21 protein-coding genes are annotated in these 20,185 nt (G+C 71.8%); 12 read left to right on the plus strand and 9 right to left on the minus strand.

The genetic code is table 11. The features are described from left to right. Nucleotides 1-256 precede the first annotated feature (256 nt). From IM697_RS25785 to IM697_RS25800, 4 genes are all read left to right on the plus strand, one after another. Nucleotides 257-1,693, plus strand: coding sequence for a family 2B encapsulin nanocompartment shell protein (locus IM697_RS25785; RefSeq protein ID WP_194038483.1), 1,437 nt, complete (start codon nucleotides 257-259; stop codon nucleotides 1,691-1,693). Nucleotides 1,694-1,709: 16 nt separating this feature from the next. Continuing rightward, nucleotides 1,710-2,759 carry a family 2 encapsulin nanocompartment cargo protein terpene cyclase gene (locus IM697_RS25790; protein ID WP_194038484.1) on the plus strand — a complete coding sequence of 350 codons (1,050 nt, stop codon included), beginning with the start codon at nucleotides 1,710-1,712 and terminating at the stop codon, nucleotides 2,757-2,759. A gap of 50 nt (nucleotides 2,760-2,809) precedes the next feature. Continuing rightward, nucleotides 2,810-3,688, plus strand: coding sequence for a geranyl diphosphate 2-C-methyltransferase (locus tag IM697_RS25795; RefSeq protein WP_194038485.1), 879 nt, complete (start codon nucleotides 2,810-2,812; stop codon nucleotides 3,686-3,688). A 118-nt stretch (nucleotides 3,689-3,806) separates the two neighbouring features. Beyond that, complete coding sequence (locus IM697_RS25800; protein WP_194038486.1) at nucleotides 3,807-4,697, plus strand: SGNH/GDSL hydrolase family protein; 891 nt, start codon at nucleotides 3,807-3,809, stop codon at nucleotides 4,695-4,697. A gap of 8 nt (nucleotides 4,698-4,705) precedes the next feature. Here IM697_RS25800 and IM697_RS25805 read toward each other — a convergent pair whose 3' ends face one another. Continuing rightward, nucleotides 4,706-5,188 carry a VOC family protein gene (locus tag IM697_RS25805; RefSeq protein ID WP_194038487.1) on the minus strand — a complete coding sequence of 161 codons (483 nt, stop codon included), beginning with the start codon at nucleotides 5,186-5,188 and terminating at the stop codon, nucleotides 4,706-4,708. 123 nt (nucleotides 5,189-5,311) lie between these two features. Between IM697_RS25805 and IM697_RS25810 the strand changes: the two genes are divergently transcribed. The 3 genes from IM697_RS25810 to IM697_RS25820 all read left to right on the plus strand — a co-directional run bounded on the left by IM697_RS25810 (nucleotide 5,312) and on the right by IM697_RS25820 (nucleotide 7,850). Continuing rightward, nucleotides 5,312-6,520 (plus strand): epoxide hydrolase family protein, encoded by a 1,209-nt coding sequence (locus IM697_RS25810; RefSeq protein WP_194038488.1) that lies wholly within the window; start codon nucleotides 5,312-5,314, stop codon nucleotides 6,518-6,520. A gap of 87 nt (nucleotides 6,521-6,607) precedes the next feature. Then, the gene (locus IM697_RS25815) at nucleotides 6,608-7,246 is read left to right on the plus strand and encodes a ClpP family protease (RefSeq protein WP_194038489.1); all 639 of its coding nucleotides are present in this window, start codon (nucleotides 6,608-6,610) and stop codon (nucleotides 7,244-7,246) included. Between the two features lies 1 nt (nucleotide 7,247). Continuing rightward, the gene (locus tag IM697_RS25820; protein WP_194038490.1) at nucleotides 7,248-7,850 is read left to right on the plus strand and encodes a ClpP family protease; all 603 of its coding nucleotides are present in this window, start codon (nucleotides 7,248-7,250) and stop codon (nucleotides 7,848-7,850) included. A 15-nt stretch (nucleotides 7,851-7,865) separates the two neighbouring features. Here IM697_RS25820 and IM697_RS45755 read toward each other — a convergent pair whose 3' ends face one another. The 3 genes from IM697_RS45755 to IM697_RS25835 all read right to left on the minus strand — a co-directional run bounded on the left by IM697_RS45755 (nucleotide 7,866) and on the right by IM697_RS25835 (nucleotide 10,274). Beyond that, nucleotides 7,866-8,339, minus strand: coding sequence for a helix-turn-helix domain-containing protein (locus IM697_RS45755; protein WP_194038491.1), 474 nt, complete (start codon nucleotides 8,337-8,339; stop codon nucleotides 7,866-7,868). A gap of 232 nt (nucleotides 8,340-8,571) precedes the next feature. Continuing rightward, nucleotides 8,572-9,027 (minus strand): ATP-binding protein, encoded by a 456-nt coding sequence (locus IM697_RS25830; RefSeq protein ID WP_194038492.1) that lies wholly within the window; start codon nucleotides 9,025-9,027, stop codon nucleotides 8,572-8,574. Nucleotides 9,028-9,125: 98 nt separating this feature from the next. After that, nucleotides 9,126-10,274 (minus strand): DUF6777 domain-containing protein, encoded by a 1,149-nt coding sequence (locus IM697_RS25835; protein WP_228044171.1) that lies wholly within the window; start codon nucleotides 10,272-10,274, stop codon nucleotides 9,126-9,128. A 161-nt stretch (nucleotides 10,275-10,435) separates the two neighbouring features. On the opposite strand from IM697_RS25835, the gene IM697_RS25840 reads away from it, so the two are divergent. Next, nucleotides 10,436-11,728, plus strand: a complete 1,293-nt coding sequence (locus IM697_RS25840; protein WP_194038494.1) for a streptophobe family protein — start codon at nucleotides 10,436-10,438, stop codon at nucleotides 11,726-11,728. Nucleotides 11,729-12,155: 427 nt separating this feature from the next. Here IM697_RS25840 and IM697_RS25845 read toward each other — a convergent pair whose 3' ends face one another. The 4 genes from IM697_RS25845 to IM697_RS25860 all read right to left on the minus strand — a co-directional run bounded on the left by IM697_RS25845 (nucleotide 12,156) and on the right by IM697_RS25860 (nucleotide 16,550). Next, nucleotides 12,156-13,181 (minus strand): serine/threonine-protein kinase, encoded by a 1,026-nt coding sequence (locus tag IM697_RS25845; protein WP_194038495.1) that lies wholly within the window; start codon nucleotides 13,179-13,181, stop codon nucleotides 12,156-12,158. Then, nucleotides 13,171-13,716, minus strand: coding sequence for a hypothetical protein (locus IM697_RS25850; protein ID WP_194038496.1), 546 nt, complete (start codon nucleotides 13,714-13,716; stop codon nucleotides 13,171-13,173). The genes IM697_RS25845 and IM697_RS25850 overlap by 11 nt, the downstream gene beginning before the upstream one ends. 9 nt (nucleotides 13,717-13,725) lie before the next feature. Beyond that, nucleotides 13,726-16,068, minus strand: a complete 2,343-nt coding sequence (locus tag IM697_RS25855) for an FHA domain-containing protein (RefSeq protein ID WP_194038497.1) — start codon at nucleotides 16,066-16,068, stop codon at nucleotides 13,726-13,728. A 71-nt stretch (nucleotides 16,069-16,139) separates the two neighbouring features. Beyond that, nucleotides 16,140-16,550: a hypothetical protein gene (locus tag IM697_RS25860; RefSeq protein WP_194038498.1), complete on the minus strand. Its 411-nt coding sequence runs from the start codon at nucleotides 16,548-16,550 to the stop codon at nucleotides 16,140-16,142. Between the two features lie 347 nt (nucleotides 16,551-16,897). Here IM697_RS25860 and IM697_RS25865 point away from each other — a divergent pair, with 347 nt between their 5' ends. After that, nucleotides 16,898-17,281, plus strand: coding sequence for a nuclear transport factor 2 family protein (locus IM697_RS25865; protein ID WP_194038499.1), 384 nt, complete (start codon nucleotides 16,898-16,900; stop codon nucleotides 17,279-17,281). 73 nt (nucleotides 17,282-17,354) lie between these two features. Beyond that, nucleotides 17,355-17,642, plus strand: coding sequence for a DUF1905 domain-containing protein (locus tag IM697_RS25870; RefSeq protein ID WP_194038500.1), 288 nt, complete (start codon nucleotides 17,355-17,357; stop codon nucleotides 17,640-17,642). On the opposite strand, the gene mgrA is transcribed toward IM697_RS25870, so the two are convergent. After that, on the minus strand, nucleotides 17,632-18,624 hold the full coding sequence (gene mgrA, locus IM697_RS25875) for an L-glyceraldehyde 3-phosphate reductase (protein WP_194038501.1): 993 nt from the start codon (nucleotides 18,622-18,624) through the stop codon (nucleotides 17,632-17,634). The genes IM697_RS25870 and mgrA overlap by 11 nt on opposite strands. Before the next feature lie 136 nt (nucleotides 18,625-18,760). Between mgrA and IM697_RS25880 the strand changes: the two genes are divergently transcribed. Both IM697_RS25880 and IM697_RS25885 read left to right on the plus strand, forming a co-directional pair. After that, the gene (locus IM697_RS25880; protein WP_194038502.1) at nucleotides 18,761-19,648 is read left to right on the plus strand and encodes a LysR family transcriptional regulator; all 888 of its coding nucleotides are present in this window, start codon (nucleotides 18,761-18,763) and stop codon (nucleotides 19,646-19,648) included. A gap of 25 nt (nucleotides 19,649-19,673) precedes the next feature. Continuing rightward, on the plus strand, nucleotides 19,674-20,183 hold the full coding sequence (locus IM697_RS25885) for a mycothiol transferase (protein WP_194038503.1): 510 nt from the start codon (nucleotides 19,674-19,676) through the stop codon (nucleotides 20,181-20,183). Nucleotides 20,184-20,185: the final 2 nt, after the last annotated feature.

A 20,185-nucleotide genomic window follows, 5' to 3' on the forward strand; every position in this document is an offset into this window, starting at 1 on the left:
CAGGCCACCTGCGCTGTTTGGCTTGTCCGTGCGGCGCGTTCGGCCCATCCGTGCCACTGGGTCCTGTCGTCACATTCCCGTCGTCCGCCCGAAGGGCGGGCCCGGCGGCGTCTGGTGCGTGCGAGCGTGCGTGCCAGACGCCGCCGGGCAGGCGGGAATGTGGCGACAGGGCCCAGGGCCGCCGTCATCGCGCCCAGAGGCTGCCGTCGTCATCGACCACTCCGCTCACCCCTGCTCACCCCTCCAGGGAGGGACAGTGTCCGTACCCGAGAGTGCCACCGGACCCGCCGCCGACGACCCCGCCCCCGCCGCCGACGGACCACTCACCAGTCTGAGCACCCAGGCCGCGCGCCAGCTCACCACGACCACCAAGTCCGAACCGCAGATGCAGGCCATCTCCTCGCGATGGCTGCTGAAGATGCTTCCGTGGGTGGACGTCAAGGGCGGCACCTACCGCGTCAACCGGCGTCTGCAACTGCGCGTGGGCCGCGGCCGGGTGCAGTTCGAGCAGAACGGCGCCGACGACATCAAGGTCATCCCCCAGACGCTCACCGAACTGCCGGTCCTGCGCGGCTACTCCGACCTCGACGTGCTCAAGGAGGTCGCGACCCGGTTCCGGGTGCGCGAGGTGCGCGCCGGCCAGGTGCTCGTCGAGGCCGGGCAGCCGGTCCATGAGGCCTACCTCGTCGTGCACGGCCGGTTCACCCGCTTCACCGAGGGCAAGTACGGCGAGGAGGAGATCCTCGGCATCGTCACCGACGGCGACCAGATCGGCGACGAGGCCATCGGCCAGACCGACCCGCTGTGGCTGAGCTCGGTGCGCGCCGAGACCTCGGGCGTGCTGCTGGTGCTGCCCTGGACCGTGGTGCGGGAGTTCACCGAACGGGTGCCGTCCCTCGCCGCGCACCTGGCGGCCTACGCCGAACGGCAGCGGCTGCCCATGAACCGCAAGGGCGAGGCGGACGTCCCGGTACAGGCCGGGCACAGCGGGGAGCCGACCATCAACGGCGGCTTCGTCGACTACGAACTCGCCCCGCGCGAGTACGAGTTGTCCCTCACCCAGACCGTGCTGCGCGTGCACACCAGGGTCGCCGACCTCTACAACAACCCGATGAACCAGACCGAGCAGCAACTGAGGCTGACCGTCGAGGAGATCCGCGAGCGCCAGGAGTGGGAGCTGGTCAACAACCGGGAGTTCGGACTGCTGCACAGCGCCGACTACGGGCAGCGCATCAGCACCTTCACCGGTCCGCCGACACCGGACGACATGGACGAGCTGCTGTCGATGCGCCGCAAGACCAAGCTGTTCATCGCCCATCCGAAGGCGATCGCGGCCTTCTTCCGGCAGTGCAACCGGCGCGGCCTGGTGCCCGGCACGGCGAGCGTCGACGGGCACGAGATCCCGGCCTGGCGCGGTGTCCCGATCTTCCCGTGCAACAAGATCCCGATCAGCCCGCAGCACACCTCCAGCATCATCGCGCTGCGCACCGGCGAGGGCGACCAGGGGGCCGTCGGACTGTTCCAGACGGGGATTCCGGACGAGTTCCAGCCCGGTCTGAACGTGCGGTTCATGGGCATCGACGCCAACTCGATCATCCGCTACCTCGTCACCGCCTACTACTCGCTGGCGATCCTCGTCCCGGACGCGGTCGGGATCCTCGAGAACGCCCAGATCGGCCGGACCCCTGAGTGATCGTGTGGAGCATCCGATGAGCACGGCCCCCTCCTCGCCGGCCCTGCCCGGACCGCCGAACCTCGCCCGCACCATCCGGGCCCGGCGCGGCGGTGCGATCCCCGGGCTCAAGTACCGGCAGGTCGCCCCCGCCGACCCGGAGAAGGTCGCGGAGGTCGACCGCAGACTGGAGGCCTGGGCCCGCCGCCTCGATCTGTTCCCGCGGTCCTGGTCGGGGGACTTCTCGGGGTTCCAGTTCGGCCGGGCGGTGGTGCTCCAGCACCCGGCCGGGGCCGACCTGGAGCGCCTGACGGCGGCCGGGGAGCTGCTGCTCGCCGAGAACATCGTGGACAGCTGCTACTGCGAGGAGGACGAGGGCAGGGGGGCCTCGCGCAGCGGTCTCGGCGGGCGGCTGATCCTGGCCCAGTCGGCGCTGGACCCGTACCACGGCACCCCGGAGTTCCAGGAGCAGTGGGCGCACGGTGTGCAGCGGGACGGTCCGCTGCGCTCGTACCACTGGGCGCTGAAGGACTACGCCGCCGTCGCCACGCCCAGCCAGACCGACCGGCTGGTGCACGATCTCGCCCGGCTGCACCTGGGCTATCTCGCCGAGGCCGCCTGGAGCGAGACGCGGTACGTCCCGCACGTGTGGGAGTACCTGGTGATGCGGCAGTTCAACAACTTCCGTCCCTGCCTGTCGATCGTCGACGCCATCGACGGCTACGAACTGCCCGAGGCGCTGTACGCCCGACCCGAGATCCAGCGGATCACCGCCCTCGCCTGCAACGCCACCACGATCGTCAACGACCTGTACTCCTTCACCAAGGAACTGGCCAGCGACCCCACCCATCTGAATCTGCCGCAGGTCATCGCGGCCAACGAGCGCTGCGGCCTCAAGGCCGCCTACCTGAAGGCGGTCGAGATCCACAACCGGATCATGGAGGCGTTCGAGGAGGAGTCGGCCCTGCTCGCCGCCACCTCACCGCTCGTCGAGCGCTACGCCCGGGGCCTGTCCGACTGGGTGGCCGGCAACCACGAGTGGCACGCCACCAACACCCACCGCTACTACCTGCCCGACTACTGGTAAAGCGCGAGCGAATGACAGAACGTCACACGCACCAACCCGAGGAGTCACCGTTGACCATCGCCCCCGAAGCCGACCCCAAGGCGAAATCGGTGCCGACCCAGTCCACGTACCAGACCCGCGTCGCGGACTACTGGAACGCCGAGGAGAACCCGGTCAACCTCGAACTCGGAAAGCTCGACGACCTGTACCACCACCACTACGGCATCGGGGACGCCGACCGCTCGGTGCTCGACGAACCCGATCCCGCCCTGCGCCGGGAGCGGATCACCGCCGAACTGCACCGGCTGGAGCACGCCCAGGCCGAACTCCTCGCCGACCGTCTCGGCCCGCTCTCCCCCGCCGACCGCGTCTTCGACGCCGGCTGCGGGCGCGGCGGCGGCAGCGTGGTGGCGCATCTGCGCTACGGCTGCCACGCCGACGGCGTCACCATCTCCGACAAGCAGGCCGAGTTCGCCAACGCGCAGGCCCGCGACCGGGGCATCGACGACCGGGTGCGCTACCACCACCGCAACATGCTGGACACCGGGCTCCCGACCGGGGCGTACGCGGCCTCCTGGAACAACGAGTCCACCATGTACGTCGAGCTGGACCTGCTGTTCGCCGAGCACGCCCGGCTGCTGCGCCGCGGCGGCCGCTATGTGGTGATCACCGGCTGCTACAACGACACCTATGGGCGCGCCTCCCGCGAGGTGTCCCTCATCAACGCCCACTACATCTGCGACATCCATCCACGCTCGGCGTACTTCCGCGCCATGGCCCGCAACCGGCTGGTCCCGGTCCATGTGCAGGATCTGACCGCGGCGACCATCCCCTACTGGGAACTGCGCCGCGAGGCCGATCACCTGGTGACGGGTATCGAGGACACCTTCCTCAACGCCTACCGCAACGGCAGCTTCCAGTATCTGCTGATCGCGGCGGACCGCGTCTGAGCGACCGTCGGGCTCGCGTCGGCCACGGCCCATTCCGTGGCCGACGCGTGTCTTCCCCCTTGGGGCCGGTCGTGCTTGCCTGGGAGCCGTTTTCGGTGTCCGGGGCGGGAGTCGCCGTATGCGCAGACCGTGGATCGTGGGGGTGCTGCTGGCCGCCGTGCTGCTCGGCGCGTGCGGGGACCCGGCGTCGGAGCCGCAGGACGCGCCCCCGCCCAAGGTGCCGAGGGCGTCGGTCACCACGCAGCAGCGGGCGCCGGCCTCACCGAGCCCCACGCCCGTGAAGGCGCCCTCCGTGCTGTATCTCGGCGACTCCCTCGCGATGGAGGCGCAGCGGGTCATCGGCCAGGAACTGCGCCGCGAGCTGCGGGCGACGTACAAGAGCGCCCCGTACTCGGGCACGACCCTGTGCGACTACCTGGAGGGCACGGGCAAGCGGTCCCTGGTCCCGGACGCGGACAAGGCGGCCGTGCTGGTGCGCAGGGAACGGCCGGACTTCGTGGTGCTGCAGTTCTGGGGGAACGCGTGGGATTACACGCCGTGCATGGCCGGGATCACCCACGACGCCTCTCCGGGAAGGTACTTCGAGCGGTACGCGGCGGACATGAAGCGGCTCACCGACCAGATCTCGGCGGCCGGGGAGGCACGGATCGTCTGGGTGCTGCAGGGGCCGGACCCGATCACGCCCGACCGGGTCCGGCGGGTCAACGCCCTCTACGAGAAGCAGGCCGCGGCCTCGGGCGATCTGGTCGCCGACGCCGGCAAGGCGGTGAGCGCGGCCGGGGCCCGCTACTCCTGGGTCCAGTACCTGCCGTGCACGGCGTACGAGCAGGCGCACTCCGAGTACTGCACCCAGCCGGGCCGCGACCGGACGGCCCTGCACCGCGACGACGACTATCTGCACTTCTGTCTGGCGCCGACCACCTCGACGCCCAAGCCATGCCCGGTCCGCTCCCCCGGGATTCTGCGGATCGCCCAAGCGATCACTCAGGTGATCCGCGAGAACCCGTAGGGCCGGGCTCACTCGCCCGCGTAGGCCTTGTCCAGGGCGGCGATGTCGAACTTGCCCATCGCCATGAACGCCTTGGTCACCCGGGCCGCCTTCGCCGGGTCCGGGTCGGTGATCATCGCGTCCAGCCGGTCCGGGACGACCTGCCAGGACACCCCGTACCGGTCCTTGAGCCAGCCGCACGGGCCGGGCTCGCCGCCGTTCTCGGTGAGCTTGGCCCAGTAGTAGTCGATCTCCTCCTGGTTCTCGCAGAAGATCATGAAGGAGGTCGCCTCGGTGAACTTGAACTGGGGCCCGCCGTTGAGCCCGAGGAACTTCTGGCCGTTGGCCGTGAACTCGACGGTCATCACGCTGCCGGCGGGCTGGGGCGCCCCCTCCGGGTAGCGCGCGACCTTGCCGACGCTGGAGTTCTTGAAGACGGACACATAGAAGTGGGCGGCCTCCTCCGCCTGGCCGTCGAACCACAGACACGTGGTGAAACCGTCGCTTGCCATGACTTCCTCCTGGAGCCTGGATCCGCTGTCATCTGTGTCGACCGGCCCGCGCCGCGAAAGTCATCGCTCGCAACGGCGGGAAATCCGCGTGGCCGGTACAACGAGGCGAACTAGCATCCCGGCATGACGTCATCGTCCACGGACAGCATCCGCCCGTATCGCATCGACATTCCGCAGAGCGCCCTCGACGATCTCCACGACCGGCTCGACCGCACCCGCTGGCCCGACGCGATCCCGGGCGCGGGATGGGCCCACGGGGTGCCGATCGGCTATCTGCGCGACCTCGTACGGCACTGGCGGCACGGCTACGACTGGCGGGCGGCCGAGGCCCGGCTCAACGAGTGGCCGCAGTTCACGACCACGATCGACGGGGCGAACGTCCACTTCGCACATGTCCGCTCGCCCGAGCCCGATGCCACCCCGCTGATCATCACACACGGCTGGCCGGGGTCGATCGTGGAGTTCCTGGACGTCGTGGGGCCGCTCGCCGACCCGGCGGCGCACGGGGGCGATCCGGCGGACGCCTTCCATGTCGTCGTCCCGAGCATCCCGGGGTTCGGGCTGTCCGGGCCGACGACCGAGCCCGGCTGGGAGGCGGGCCGGGTCGCCGACGCGTGGGCCGAGCTGATGCGCCGGCTCGGCTATGAGCGGTTCGGCGCGCAGGGCGGCGACTGGGGCGCGGCGATCACCCGGGAGCTGGGCAGGTCGCATCCCGGGCGGGTGCTCGGCGTCCACGTCAATCTGCTGCCGGGCGCGCAGGCGACCAGCGAGCCGACGCCGCAGGAGCTGGCCGAGCTGCCCCCCGACGAACAGGAGCGGGCACTCACCTCATGGCGCCGGTGGGCCGCCTTCTCGCGCGACGGCATCGGCTACTACCACCAGCAGGCCACCCGGCCGCAGACCCTGGCGTACGGGCTCACCGACTCACCCGTGGGGCAACTCGCCTGGATCGTCGAGAAGTTCCGGGAGTGGACGGACTCCGGGGAACTGCCGGAGGAGGCCGTCGACCGGGACCGGATGCTCACCAACGTGATGCTGTACTGGCTGACCGGCACCGCCGGTTCGTCCGCGCGCATCTACTACGAGCGGGCGCATCCGCGCGGCCGGGTCGCGAAGCCCGCCGAGCCGTCCACCGCCCCGACCGCGCTCGCCCTGTTCCCCGCCGAACCGCAGCTCCCACTGCGGCACAAGGCCGAGCGCACCGAGAACCTGGTGCGGTGGACGGAGTTCGACCGGGGCGGGCACTTCGCGGCGATGGAGGAGCCGGACCTGCTGGTGGACGACGTCCGGGCGTTCTTCCGGCAGTTGCGCGAGGGCTCTGCCGTCGGCTGATCTGCCACGGGCAGACAAATCCGCCACCGGCGTCGTCCGCGGTCGACAGTGGGGTCGACGGCATCCCGACCACCACGAGGAGACCAGATGACGCCCCTTGCCATGCTCGCGCCCCGGGCCGAGGAGGGCGACACCCCGCCGACGCGGTTCGACGACCATCTCGCCGCCCAACTGCTGGGCCAGCGCATCGTGTTCCTCGGCACCGAGGTCACCGAGGCCTCCGCCAACCGGGTCTGCGCGCAGTTGCTCCTGCTGTCGGCGGAGGACCCGCGCACCGACATCAGCCTGTACATCAACAGCCCGGGCGGGTCCGTGTACGCGGGGCTCGCGATCTACGACACGATGCGCCTCATCCCCAACGACGTCTCGACGCTCGCCATCGGCTTCGCGGCCAGCATGGGCCAGTTCCTGCTCTGCGGCGGCACGCCGGGCAAGCGGTACGCCCTGCCGAACGCGCGGATCATGATGCACCAGGGGTCGGCGGGCATCGGGGGCACTGCCGCCGACATCGAGATCCAGGCGGAGAACCTGGAGCACAGCAAGCGGACCATGGAGCGGCTCATCGCCGAGAACACCGGCCAGACCCCGGAGACCATCGCCCGGGACGGTGACCGCGACCGCTGGTTCACGGCCGAGGAGGCCAGGGAGTACGGCATGGTGGACCAGGTCGTCCAGTCCCTCGTGGACGTCCGCCCGGCCGCCTCGAAGCGACGGATGGGGCTGTGACATGGGGAACTACACGATTCCGTACGTCGTCGAGCGGACCGCGCACGGTGAGCGCTCCTCCGACGTGTTCAGCCGGCTGCTGTCGGAGCGGATCATCTTCCTCGGCACTGAGATCGACGACGGCGTCGCCAACGTCGTGATCGCCCAGCTGCTCCATCTGGAGTCGGCGGCGCCGGAGAACGAGATCGCGATCTACATCAACTCCCCCGGCGGCTCGTTCACTTCACTCATGGCGATCTACGACACCATGACGTACGTGCAGGCGCCGATCTCGACGTTCTGTGTGGGGCAGGCGGCATCGACGGCCGCCGTGCTGCTGGCCGGAGGGGATCCGGGGCGGCGGTTCGTGCTGGAGCACGCGCGCGTGCTGCTCGGTCAGCCCGCCTCGGGCGGCAGCCGTGGCATGATCTCCGACCTCGCTGTCCAGGCCAAGGAGATGGTCCGGATCCGCTCGCAGGTCGAGGAGGTGCTGGCCCGGCACACCCACCACGACATCGCGACGCTGCGCGCGGACATGGACCGCGACAAGGTGTTCACCGCACCGGAGGCGGTGGCGTACGGGCTGGCCGACGAGGTGGTGAGCCGGCGCCTCGTTGGGGTCTGAGGCGCCGGCGCCTCCTCAGGCCGCCAGGCACAGCCCGTCGTACGGCGTGCCGGCCCTGCCGCGGCCGCTGCCCGGGACGCTGCGGCCGGCGAGCCGGACCAGCTCGCCCTGCGCCAGCGACAGCAGGTCGCCGAGGCCGAGCCCCAGGGCGTGGGCCGCGGCCGCGAGGACCTCCGAGGAGGCCTCCTTGCGGCCGCGCTCCACCTCCGAGAGATACGGCATGGAGATCCGGGCGGCGTCGGCCACGTCCTTGAGCGTGCGCTCCTGGGCGAGGCGCTCGCGGCGCAGGACGTCGCCGACGAGGTCGCGCCAGAGGGGTTCCTTGGGGGCAGGGGCCTCCGGCGGGGCGGCGCCCGGGCGTTCGGACGGGGGGCGAGTCGTTCCCGGGCGCGCGGCCGACGGATGGGCCGCCGGACGGGTCGGCGTTCGACGGCCGGCCGGTGGGCGCAGGGCAATGACGCGGGCTTCGTTCGGCGCTTGTTCGCTCACCTTCCCAGCCTAGGAGCGCGGGGCGTGAGGGGAAGGGATCGGCGTTCTGCCCTGGGGGAAATCGCGGCTACGGCCGACCGGGGCGCGGGGTCCGCCGCGGCGCCGCCCCCCCCATGTCCCGCCACCCGCAGCGGCGTTCGGGCAGCGCGCCGTCAGGCTCTGTCGCATCGGTCGTACGGGCGGGCAGGGGCGGTCGGCATCCGGGCCGCCCACCGGTTTCCGGCCGCGACCGTCACTCGTCGGCGAGGCGGAGCACCGCCCGCACCCGCTTGCCGACCGGCACCCGCTCCACGGCGACCTCCGTCGCCAGCGCGTGCACTATCTCCAGACCGTGCCGGCCGACGCGCTCCGGGTCCCTGGGGTAGCGGCGGGGCAGGGCGGAGCTGCTGTCGTACACGCAGACCGACACCGCGTCGTCGGTGCCCTCCATGTCCAGGATGTAGGGGCCGTTGCTGTGCCGGTCGGCGTTGGTGACCAGCTCGCTGACCACCAGGAGCACCTTGTCCTCGGCGGTCTCCGCGATCGTGGCGCACCACTCGGTCCTGAGCCGCCCGAGGAACAGCGCGGCGAAGGACCTCGCCTCGGCGATGCACCCCGGTTCACCGCTGTAGTGCGCCGCCCGCCGTAGCGGTTCCACGGGCACGTCGAAACCAGTCGTAATCACTGCACCGTCCACGTGCTCGGTCATGCGTTTCTCTCTCGGAAGCCGGACTGGCCGGACCCTGTTGCACCAGTCCTCGTACCCAGAGCGGAGCCGCGCAGTCACTCTGCAGGTGGCGCCGTACGTCACAGCGGGGGCGACTGCGGTGCGGGACCGGTCGGCGCGGACTGTGACGTGGTGGCCGTGTCCCCGTCGGGCGGCAGCTGTGTGGTGGGCGTGTCGGGCGTCTCGGGCTCGGTCGTCGTGGGCTCCGTCGGCGATGTCTGCGGGGACGTCTCGGGGGTGGAGGTCTGCGGAGTCGACGGTGAACTCGGCGATGTCGGCGACGTGGGTGTCGACAGGCTCGGCGACGGGGTGGGCTGCTTGGGCCGGTCGGTCTTCCTGTCCTTGCCGCCGTCGTCGCCCCGGTGGCGCGCGACCCACTGGTCGTCGTCCTCGTCGTAGATGACGAAGACGTCGATGATCGTCGTCGAGGGCGCGATCACCACGACGTTCGAGGAGCGGAACGACGGCCAGGAATCACCCGTGTGCCGGGGCGTGCCCTGCTGGGCGACCGGCCGGGTCAGCGGGTTGCCGCAGGCGCACCGCACCCGGGGCTCCCCGCGGTCGTCGACGAGGACGGCGGTGCCGGTCTGGAGGACGGCCTGGTAGCTGGTGGCGGCGCCGTCGACGTAGCCGTGGTTGGTGACGCGGGTGTCCAGGCGCAGTTGGACCGGGGTGAGGGAGCGCAGGTACGCCGGGACGTCGGAGGGCTCGACCCGGGAGACGGAGGCGAACGCGTCGTTCTTCGCCGGGACCTCCCGGAGGTACGTGATCTGCTTCTCCACGTCGCAGGCGGCCACGTTGCGGCTGCCGCCGTACAGGCCGGGCGCCCCGCCGTCGACGCCGCGCACGGCGTTCGACGGCTCCGACCCGGTGGGCGGGGACGGGGTGACGGGCGCGGCGGAGCTGTCCTTCGCCGTGGACGCGGTGAACGGGTCGGGGCCCGTCCTGTCCGCCGCCTGGAGGAAGACCTCGCCGCTCTTGCCGGTGCCGCCGTCGCCGCGGGAGAGGACGACGGCGATGACCACGGCGGCCACGACCACGGTGGTGAGCACCGCGATCCGGGGCGCGGACCGCCACCAGGGCCGGTGGGGTTCCGGTCCGGGCGCCGCGCCGCCGCCACCGCCGGACGGGGGCGGCGAGGGCGGGCCGGAGGGCGGCTGGGAGGGGCCCGACAGGGGGCCCGAGGGCGGTCCTGTGGGGCGGCCGGACGAGGGAGGTTCGACGCTCACGAAGCCTTCTTCCCGACACGGGGCCTGTGTTGCCGTTCTGTAAGCATTTACGGCTTTTCGCAACGCTCCCATTCTGTGTTCCGATCCCGCGCGGCCCGCAAGCCGACGCGGACGGACCTCCCGGCGAGCGCACCGCTGAAGTGCTCCTTAGCGTGGGCAGGGTGAGTGCGCCGCCCCCCTCCCGTCCGGCCGTGGCCGCCCATGGCTGGGTGCGGGCCCTTGGCTGGGTGCGGGCCCTCGTCGCGGTGTTGGCGGGGCTGGTCTCGATGGGGGTGGTCGCCGCGCTCGGGCTGTGGGCGGCCGGGGCGGCCGATCTCCCGGACGGCGCCTTCCCGCGTGTCGTCGCGGCGACCGTGGTCACGGCGGTCGGCGGCACGGTCGAGCTCTCGGGGAACGCCGGAGGGCTGGCCGAGTCCGACGCCGGGCTGACCGTGATCCCGCTGTCCGTCACGCTCACCGGCGCCCTCGTGCTGGCCGCCGGTTTTCTGCGGCCGTTGCGGCACCGGGCGGTCGCGGGCGCGGCGGAGTTGGCGGGGTGGGCCGCGAGGATCGCCGTGCTGTGGCTGCTCGCGCTGCTGGCGCTGGCCCTCTCCGCCCGCCAGACCTTCTCCCTCTCCCTCGACGACTTCGGGCAGGAGGAGCTGGGCGACCTGGGCGACCTGTTCGGCATCTCACCCGAGGTCGGCTTCACCACCGATGTCCTGACCACCGTGTTCTTCGGCCTGCTGTGGCTGGCGGGCGTGCTCGTGCTGACCCTGCTGGTCGCGCGCGGCGCCCCGCTGCCGGGGCGACTGCTGCGCTTCCAGGAGTCGGTGCGGCCGGCGGCGTACGCCATGGTGGCGCTGTTGCTCGCGTACGTCGGGCTGGGCGTCGTCATCGGGCTGGTCGTCGCGGCGACGCGCGGGCACGCGGCACAGACGTTCGCGGTGATCCTGCTCGGGTTGCCGAACCTGGTGTGGCTCGCCCTGACGATCGGGCTCGGCGCCACCTGGAACGGCCGGGTGGACGGGCCGTTCGGGCTGCCCATGCCGCATGTGCTGGACGAGGTACTGCGCGGCAAGGAGGTCGCCGAGCTCAATCTGGGCACGCTCTCCGAGCACGACGGGCGGGTGTGGTGGCTGGTGGCCGTGGACGCGGCCCTGCTGGTCGCCGCCGCGTTCGTGATGGCGAGGCGCTCGCCGGCCCGGACGCGTGCCTGGCAGCACGGCGTGCACATGGCGGTGGCGCTGGCGCTGACGGTGCTGATGATCTGCCTCGTCGGCCGGATCTCCGCGCACTACGGACTGTCGGTCCTGGGCATCGGCGACCTCGGCGGCGATCTGGGCGGCGAGCTGTTCCTGAGACCCGAGGTGTGGTCGGCCTTCGGCCTGGCGCTGCTGTGGGGGCTGGTGACCGGATTCCTCGGCGGGCTGCTGGCTCGGCCGACGCGGCACCGCGGCGAGGCCGCAGGCTGAGCGAGGGACCGGTCGCCTGCGGGACACCGCTCGGCGTGTCCCGACGTACGGCCGGCGCGGCGCCCACCGGCCCCCGAGGTGTGATCGGCCTTCGGCCTGGCACTGCTGTGGAGGATGGTGACCGGATTCCTCGGCGGGCTGCTGGCTCAGCCGACGCGGCACCGCGGCGAGGCCGCAGGCTGAGCGAGGGACCGGTCGCCTGCGGGACACCGCTCGGCGTGTGCCGACGTACGGCCGGCGCGGCGTTCACCGGCCGAAGACCGGAGCGGCCCAGCGGGGCGGCGGCTTCGGCGGGTCCGGCGCGGGTTCCCTCGACGGGCTGCTGGCTCGGCCGACGCGGCACCGCGGCGAGGCCGCAGGCTGAGCGAGGGACCGGTCGCCTGCGGGACACCGCTCGGCGTGTGCCGACGTACGGCCGGCGCGGCGTTCACCGGCCGAAGACCGGAGCGGCCCAGCGGGGCGGCGGCTTCGGCGGGTCCGGCGCGGGTTTCCTCGGTGGTCGCGCGGCCCGGGACTCCTTCTCCAGCCCCGCGACCCTGAGGTCGACCTCCGTTGGCGCGTGTGCCGTGGCCGCGCCGCCGGTCATGGCGGCGCGCAGGTCGGCGACGAAGGCGAGGCAGGAGTCCTGGCGGTGGTCGGGGTTCTTGGCCAGGGCCCGGCGGAACACGGCGTCGACCGGCGGGGCGAGGTCGGAGCGCGCCTCGGTCAGGGGTGGCGGCTCGTCGAACTGGTGGGCCCACAGCAAGGCCATGTCGTCGTCGCGGCGGAACGGCGGATGGCCCGCCAGGCACTCGTAGACCACGCAACCGAACCCGTAGACGTCGCAGCGCGCGTCGACCGGCTTGCCGGAGATCTGCTCGGGGGCCACGTAGTCGAGGGTGCCGACGAACTGGCCGACGGTCGTGAATCCGGTCAGCGACAGCGACTTCTTCGTCAGGCCGAAGTCGGTGAGATAGACGTGCTCGGGGTGGTCGCTGTCGGTGCCGCGGGCGACGAGGATGTTGCCGGGTTTCACGTCCCGGTGGACCAGGCCGTGCTCATGGGCCGCGTCGAGGGCGGAGGCGACCTGGGCGGCGATGCGCAGGACCGTCCCCGGCGGCAGCGGGCCCTGGCGGTCGAGGAGCGAGCGCAGGTCGCTGCCGGAGACGTAGCGCATGGCGATGTACAGGACGCCGTCCGTCTCGCCCGCTTCGAAGACCGGCACGATGTGCGGGTGGTCGATCGCCGCGGCGGCCCGGGACTCGTGGGTGAAGCGGCGCCGGAAGGTGTCGTTGCGGGCCAGCTCGGGGGCGAGGAGCTTCAGCGCGACGGTGCGGTCCAGGCGCAGATCCCGGGCGCGGTAGACCACGGCCATGCCGCCGCGGCCGATCTCGCGCTCGATGCGGTAGCCGGCGACCTGCCGGCCGATCAGCTCGGAGGGCCGGCCCGAGAACAGGCTCGTGTCACGGGCCATCGGGCGTCACGACCTGGGTCGGTGCGTGGCCGGGCTCCGCCTTCGCACGGGGCTCGGCGTCCGTCGCGTAGGTGCTCAGCCGGGTGCCGTCCGTGTACACCCACCGCCCGTGCTCGGCGTCGTACAACCACACGGACTCCCCGTCGACGACCACCCCGACCCGTACCCCCCGGGTGCGGGCCCGGAAGCCCTCGCCGTCCAGGCCGCCGGCCGCCAGGTCCTCGACCGAGGCCCGGTAGCCGTTCAGTGCCCGCTCGGCCCGGGCGAGCAGCGGGCGCGGGTCGGCGGTGCGGGCCGGCGGGCCGCCGTCGGCGGTGGGCGGGTCCTGCGGTACGGCGACCAGGGAGCGGCCGTCGACCCAGGCGGACCAGCCGTTGGCGCACAGGACGCGTCCCCAGTCGCCGCGCCGTTCGACGAGCTGGACCGGCAGGAAGGCGTCGAGGGGCACGGTCGGCCGGGCGGGGTCGGGGGCCTCCCAGGCGGACATGCCGTGTCCGGGGACGACGTGCGTGGGCCGGAAGCCGGGGGAAGTCATCGCCTGCGCCTACTTCCGCATCACGGCGGGTTCGCGCCGGCGCAGCAGCCGGGAGACGAGGAAGCCGAAGAGCGCGGAGAGCACGATCAGCATGGCCACGTTGAACAGCCACACCCCGGCCGAGTGCTCGAACAGCGGATCGCCGGTCAGGTCGCCGGGCACGATCCGGGCCAGTTCGACGGTGCCGGCCATCGCGCCGAGCGCCCATCGCGACGGCACCAGCCAGGAGAGCTGCTCCAGGCCGGGGACGCCGTGGAGCTTGAGCAGGGCGCCGCAGAAGACGACCTGGACGATGGCGAGGAGCACCAGCAGCGGCATCGTCACCTCCTCCTTGCGCACCAGCGCGGAGACGACCAGGCCGAGCATCATCGCGGTGAAGGCGAGCAGGGCGACGGCCACGGTGATCTCGACCAGGGGCGGCATCAACACGCCTTCGCCGCCGGGGGCGTCGAGATCGACGCCGAGCAGGGCGACCAGGGTCAGCACGACGGCCTGGAGGACGGTGATCGTGCCCAGGACCACGACCTTGGACATCAGGTACGCCGATCTGGACAGGCCGACGGCGCGTTCGCGCTGGTAGATGACGCGCTCCTTGACGAGCTCGCGCACCGCGTTGGCCGCGCCGGTCAGGACGCCGCCGACGCACAGGATGAGCAGCGCGTTCATCGCCGTCGCCTGGGTCAGCCTGCTGCCCGCCAGGGCCCGGGCCATGGCGCCCATCACGAACGGCAGGGCGATCATGATGACGAGGAAGGTGCGGTCGGCGCCGAGCGCGGTGGCGTAGCGGCGGGACAGGATGCCGAGCTGGGCGCCACGGGTGCGCGGGCGGGGCGGCCGGCCGATGACGACGGGGTCGGTGCGGGGCTGCCGGGGCTGTGCGGTCGCGTCGGCGATGTACCGCCGGTGGCAGGACGCGGCCCGGTAGTCGCCCGCCCAGTCGCGTTCCCGGTCGCGTTCGAAGGCCTCGAAGGCCTCCGGCCAGTGCTCGAAGCCGAAGAAGGGCAGCGCCTCCTCGGGCGGCCCGTAGTAGGCGATGCGTCCGCCGGGTGCGAGGACGAGGAGGCGGTCGCAGGTATCGAGGCTGAGCACGCTGTGGGTGACGACGATGACGGTGCGGCCGTCGTCGGCCAGGCCGCGCAGCATGTGCATCACCGAGCGGTCCATGCCGGGGTCGAGCCCGGAGGTCGGCTCGTCGAGGAACAGCAGCGAGGGCTTGGTGAGCAGTTCCAGGGCGACGCTGACGCGCTTGCGCTGCCCGCCCGACAGGCTGTGCACGGGCTGCAGGGCGCGCTGCTCCAGGCCCAGCTCGTGGATGACCTCCTCGACCCGGGCGCGGCGCTCGTCCTTGGCGGTGTCCTGGGGGAAGCGCAGCTCGGCGGCGTAGGACAGGGCGCTGCGGACGGTGAGTTGGGCGTGCAGGATGTCGTCCTGAGGGACCAGGCCGATGCGCTGGCGCAGCTCGGCGTAGTCGCGGTAGAGGTCGCGGCCGTCGTAGAGGACGGTGCCGTGGTCGGCGGGGCGCTGCCCGGTGAGGGCGCCCAGGAGGGTGGACTTGCCCGCTCCGCTCGGTCCGACGACGGCGAGCAGGCACTTCTCCCCCACCGGGAAGGAGACGTGGTCGAGGAGGGTCTTGCGGCCGTGGTCGACGGTGACCGCGAGGTCCTGCACCTCCAGGGAGATCTCGCCGGTGTCGACGTACTCCTGGAGCTGGTCGCCGACCAGGCAGAACGCGGAGTGTCCGATGCCGACGACGTCCCCGGGGCCGATCGGCGCGACGGTGACGGCGCCGCCGTTGAGGTAGGTGCCGTTGTGGCTGCCCAGGTCGACGATCTCGTAGGTCCCGTCGGGCAGGGTGTGCAGCTCGGCGTGGTGGCGGGAGACGACCAGGTCGTCGACGACCAGGTCGTTGTCGGCGGCGCGGCCGATGCGGACGGTGCGGGTGGTCAGCGGCCGGACGTTGGTGGGCTGCCGGAAGGTGCCCGTGCGCCCGGGCATGGACACGGCCGAGGGGCGTTCCGGTGCCGCGGCCGGGGGGCGGTCCAGCAGGATCGCGCGGGGGCCGTCGGAGGGGTTGCCGAAGCGGATGACGGTGCCGGGCCCGACGTCCCAGTGCTGGATGCGGTGGCCGTCGGTGTAGGTGCCGTTCGTGCTGTCGTCGTCCGCGAGGGTCCAGTGGTCGGCCTCGGGGTGGAACACCGCGTGGTGCCAGGAGACGCGGGCGTCGTCGATGACGATGTCGCTGAGCGGGTCGCGTCCTACGCGGTAGTCACGGCCCGGGGTCAACACGGTCGAGCCCGACTCGGTCTCCATGACGAGTACGGGTGCGGCCGGTGCGACAGAACGCTCCGCCATGCCAGGATTCTATCGATCTGCCCATATGTGTGCCCACTTGCGCCAGGGTGGGACCGTTGGGGTACCGGGGGTCAGGCGACGGGCATCACCAGTGCCGGGATGGTCCGCTGCATCCGCAGGGCGTCCACGGACTCGGCGAGCAGTTCGTATTCGGTGGTGTCGTCGCTCACGGCGATCCGGACCAGGCGACCGGCCGCCAACTCGTCGGCGACCAGCTCCTGTTGGTCGACGTCGCCGCACCAGGTGCGCAGTGCGGCCGGGACGTCGGGGACGGTGTCGGCGACCGGGACGAGCGAGCTCGGCGGGAAGTGCTCTGCCTCCGGTCGCGGGTCTAATCGCTCGGCCATCCAGGACGCCCGGTCCCGTAACCACCACAGGGCGAGGGCCAGGGTGGGCGCCCGGTAGGTACCCAGGGGCACTCCGATGCGCCGCCCGCCGCAGACGCCGTATGCGGTGACATGGCAAAGGAACTCGTCGTGCACGTAGCCTCCCCCGTGGTGCCGTGTTCGCCTGCCGGCGGACCTCGCTTCCCGTGCGGCTCGTGAGCGGTGTGTAAGGGCGTCGTCGCCCCAAGTGAAGCGCCCTCGTAGTCGAGTATGTTCACTACTGAAACACTGTCACCACGACTTTCCGGCCACTCTCCTGGCATATTCACAGCCGGTACTGGCCGAAATACGTCAGGTATAGGTCAACTCCGCCTTCGAGGCGGGCATTACCTCGGGCGTAATCGAGCTTTCCGGCCCGGGCGGGCATCGTGGCGGTACCGGGTCACCGCGACCGGGATCCCGGTTCTGAGCAGCACTTACGACCTCGTTGGAGGCTGATCCCCATGCCCGCGCACACCGATCGTTACGACAGCGCCGTCGCCCGCTACTTCGAGGCGTGGAACACCCGCGAGCCCGAGGCTCTGGCCCGGGCGGTGGCCACCGCCTGGAGCCCGCAGGGCGGCTACACCGACCCCCTGGCCGACGTCCGCGGCCACGAAGGGATCGTGGCCGTCGTCTCGGCGGCGCACGCGCGGTTCCCCGGCTTCGTCTTCCGGCTCACCGGCTCGGTCGAGGGCCATCACGACACCGCGCGCTTCTCCTGGGAGCTGGTGAGCGAGGCCGACGGCTCGGCACCCGTGGCCGGGTCCGATGTGATCACGCTGGACCCGGAGGGGCGGATCACCTCCGTCCTCGGCTTCCTGGACCGGGTGCCCGCCGAGGCGTGAGCGATGAGTTCCGCGCGTCGCGGCGGTCTGTCCCGGTGAAGGCAGGAGAGACCGCTGCGGAACGGAGCACATCATGACCACGAGCGCGCATGTGGACGCGGAGTTCACCGCCGTCCTGCGCAAGAGCCCGAGCAAGGGTGGTTGGACCTATGTCGTGTGGCCGGAGTCCGCCGAGTTCTTCGGCACCCGCGGACTGGTCAAGATCCGCGGGACGATCGACGGACATCCGTTCCGCAGTTCGTTCATGGCCCTCGGAGACGGCACCCACAAGCTTCCCGTGAAGGCCGATGTGCGCAAGGCCATCGGGAAGCAGGAGGGCGACTCCGTGACCGTTCACCTGACCGAACGGCTCACCCCTTGAGCACCGCGTCGATCCGGGCCAGCTCCTCCGCGCCGAAGTCCAGGTTGCGGGCGGCCGCGACGCTGTCCTCGATCTGCTGTGCGCTGCTGGCGCCGACGAGCGCGGAGGTCACCCGGCCGCCGCGCAGGACCCAGGCGAGGGCCAGCTGGGCCAGGGTCTGACCACGGGACTCGGCGATGTCGTCGAGGGCGCGCAGCTTGCCGACGAGATCCTCGGTGATCGCGTCGGAGTTCAGGAACGGGCTGTCGCTCGCGGCCCTCGAGCCCTCCGGGATGCCGTCGAGGTAGCGGCCGGTCAGCAGACCCTGCTCCAGCGGGGAGAAGACGATGGAGCCGACCTGGAGCTCGTCCAGGGCGTCGAGCAGGCCCTCGTCCTCGGGGCGGCGGTCGAGCATCGAGTAGCGCGGCTGGTGGATGAGCAGCGGGGTGCCCAGCTCGCGCAGGATGCGGGCGGCCTCGCGGGTCTGCTCGGCCGAGTAGTTGGAGATGCCGACGTAGAGCGCCTTGCCCTGCTGCACCGCCGAGTGCAGGGCGCCCATCGTCTCCTCGAGCGGAGTGTCCGGGTCGGGGCGGTGCGAGTAGAAGATGTCGACGTAGTCCAGGCCCATCCGCCGCAGGCTCTGGTCGAGCGAGGACAGCAGGTACTTGCGCGAGCCCCACTCGCCGTACGGGCCGGGCCACATCAGATAGCCGGCCTTGGTGGAGATGATCAGCTCGTCGCGGTACGGCGCGAAGTCCGTCTTCATGGCCTCGCCGAACGCCGTCTCGGCGGCGCCGGGCGGTGGGCCGTAGTTGTTGGCCAGGTCGAAGTGGGTGACGCCGAGATCGAAGGCGCGGCGCAGGATGGACCGCTGCGTCTCGACCGGGCGGTCCGGACCGAAGTTGTGCCACAGTCCGAGGGACAGCGCGGGGAGCTTGAGGCCGCTGCGTCCGGTGCGCCGGTAGGGCATGTCCGCGTAGCGGTCGGGGTGTGCGGTGTACAACGCGACTCCAGAGGGGTTGGCACACGAAGGACGGCTCCGAGGAACCGGCTTCCGGTCGCCCTCCACTCTGTCGCGACCTGCGCGCAGTGGTCCAACAGGTAAATCAGATGGGATTCAGCGGCTACGCTGCTCAATCATGGAACTGCGCCATCTCCAGCACTTCGTGGCGGTCGCCGAGGACCAGCACTTCACCCGGGCGGCCGAGCGCCTGCTGGTGTCCCAGTCCGGCCTGTCGGCCTCGATCCGGGCACTGGAGCGGGAGTTGCAGACCCCGCTGTTCGTGCGCACGACCCGCCGGGTGACGCTCACCCCGGCCGGCCGGGCCCTGCTGTGCGAGGCGGAGCGGATCCTGGCGCAGGTGCGGGCCGCGCACGAGGCGGTGGCCGCGGTGCAGGGTGTGCTGCGCGGGATGCTGGCACTCGGGTCCGAGCAGTGCATCGCCGGGGTGCATGTGGCGGGGCTGCTCGCGGCCTTCCGGCGGGAGCACCCGGACGTGGAGATCTGTCTGCGCCAGGCGGGCTCGGGCGCGCTCGCGGAGGAGGTCGCGGCCGGCCGACTCGACATGGCCTTCGCCGTGCGGGCCGCACAGGAGGACACCGAACAGCTGCGGGTCGTACCGCTGTACGGCGAGCCGATGACCGTCCTGTGCCATCCGAGTCACCGGCTCGCGGCCGCCGGGGCGGCGGTCACCCCGGAGGAGCTGGGCGGGGAGGTCTTCGTCGACTTCCATCCGGACTGGGGACCGCGCCGCACCACCGACGCGGTCTTCGCGGCCGCGGGCGTACGGCGGAGCGTGGCGCTGGAGGTCAACGACGTGCACAGCCTCCTGGACCTGGTGGACGAGAACCTCGGCGTCGCCGTCGTACCGCGGCACTTCCGGCACAAGCGGCCGACCCTGACCGCCCTGCCGGTGAAGGACACCGATGAGACCGTCTACGAGACGGTCGCCCTGCTGCCGCCCGCGCAGGCCACCAGCCCGGCGGCCCGGGCGCTGATGGCACTGCTGCAGACGGAAGGCGAGTGACGGGCGGTTGCGCGATGGTGGAGCCATGCATGCGAAGGACATCCTCATCGACGGGTACAACCGCATCCAGGAAGAAGTCCACGCCGCCGTCGACGGCCTCGGCCCGGACGAGCTGACCGCCCGGCCCTCCCCCGACGCCAACTCCGTCGCCTGGCTGATCTGGCATCTCACCCGGGTCCAGGACGACCACGTCGCCGACGCCTTCGACCTCGACCAGGTGTGGCTGGCACAGGACTGGCAGAAGACCTTCGGCCTCGACCTGCCACGCCACGACACCGGCTACGGCCACACCCCGGCGAAGGTCGCCAAGGTGCGCGTCGACTCCGGTGACCTGCTGACCGGCTACTACGACGCCGTGCACGCCCAGAGCCTCGGCGCGCTGCGCGAGCTGGCGGCCAGGGATCTGGAGCGGGTCGTGGACGAGCGCTGGGATCCGCCGGTCACGCTGGGCGTACGGCTGGTCAGCGTCCTGTCCGACGATCTCCAGCACGTCGGACAGGCCGCCTACGTCCGCGGGCTGCTGCCCCTGCCGTAGCC

Source organism: Streptomyces ferrugineus, assembly GCF_015160855.1.
Classification (GTDB): Bacteria; Actinomycetota; Actinomycetes; order Streptomycetales; family Streptomycetaceae; genus Streptomyces; species Streptomyces ferrugineus.

Bases quoted from the DNA above. Each gene is read 5' to 3' on its own strand.
- IM697_RS25790 (WP_194038484.1), top strand. From the start codon at position 1,710: ATGAGCACGGCCCCCTCCTCGCCGGCCCTGCCCGGACCGCCGAACCTC.
- IM697_RS25800 (WP_194038486.1), top strand. From the start codon at position 3,807: ATGCGCAGACCGTGGATCGTGGGGGTGCTGCTGGCCGCCGTGCTGCTC.
- IM697_RS25805 (WP_194038487.1), bottom strand. From the start codon at position 5,188: ATGGCAAGCGACGGTTTCACCACGTGTCTGTGGTTCGACGGCCAGGCG.
- IM697_RS25810 (WP_194038488.1), top strand. From the start codon at position 5,312: ATGACGTCATCGTCCACGGACAGCATCCGCCCGTATCGCATCGACATT.
- IM697_RS25815 (WP_194038489.1), top strand. From the start codon at position 6,608: ATGACGCCCCTTGCCATGCTCGCGCCCCGGGCCGAGGAGGGCGACACC.
- IM697_RS25820 (WP_194038490.1), top strand. From the start codon at position 7,248: ATGGGGAACTACACGATTCCGTACGTCGTCGAGCGGACCGCGCACGGT.
- IM697_RS25830 (WP_194038492.1), bottom strand. From the start codon at position 9,027: ATGACCGAGCACGTGGACGGTGCAGTGATTACGACTGGTTTCGACGTG.
- IM697_RS25845 (WP_194038495.1), bottom strand. From the start codon at position 13,181: ATGGCCCGTGACACGAGCCTGTTCTCGGGCCGGCCCTCCGAGCTGATC.
- IM697_RS25850 (WP_194038496.1), bottom strand. From the start codon at position 13,716: ATGACTTCCCCCGGCTTCCGGCCCACGCACGTCGTCCCCGGACACGGC.
- IM697_RS25855 (WP_194038497.1), bottom strand. From the start codon at position 16,068: ATGGCGGAGCGTTCTGTCGCACCGGCCGCACCCGTACTCGTCATGGAG.
- IM697_RS25865 (WP_194038499.1), top strand. From the start codon at position 16,898: ATGCCCGCGCACACCGATCGTTACGACAGCGCCGTCGCCCGCTACTTC.
- IM697_RS25870 (WP_194038500.1), top strand. From the start codon at position 17,355: ATGACCACGAGCGCGCATGTGGACGCGGAGTTCACCGCCGTCCTGCGC.
- IM697_RS25880 (WP_194038502.1), top strand. From the start codon at position 18,761: ATGGAACTGCGCCATCTCCAGCACTTCGTGGCGGTCGCCGAGGACCAG.
- IM697_RS25885 (WP_194038503.1), top strand. From the start codon at position 19,674: ATGCATGCGAAGGACATCCTCATCGACGGGTACAACCGCATCCAGGAA.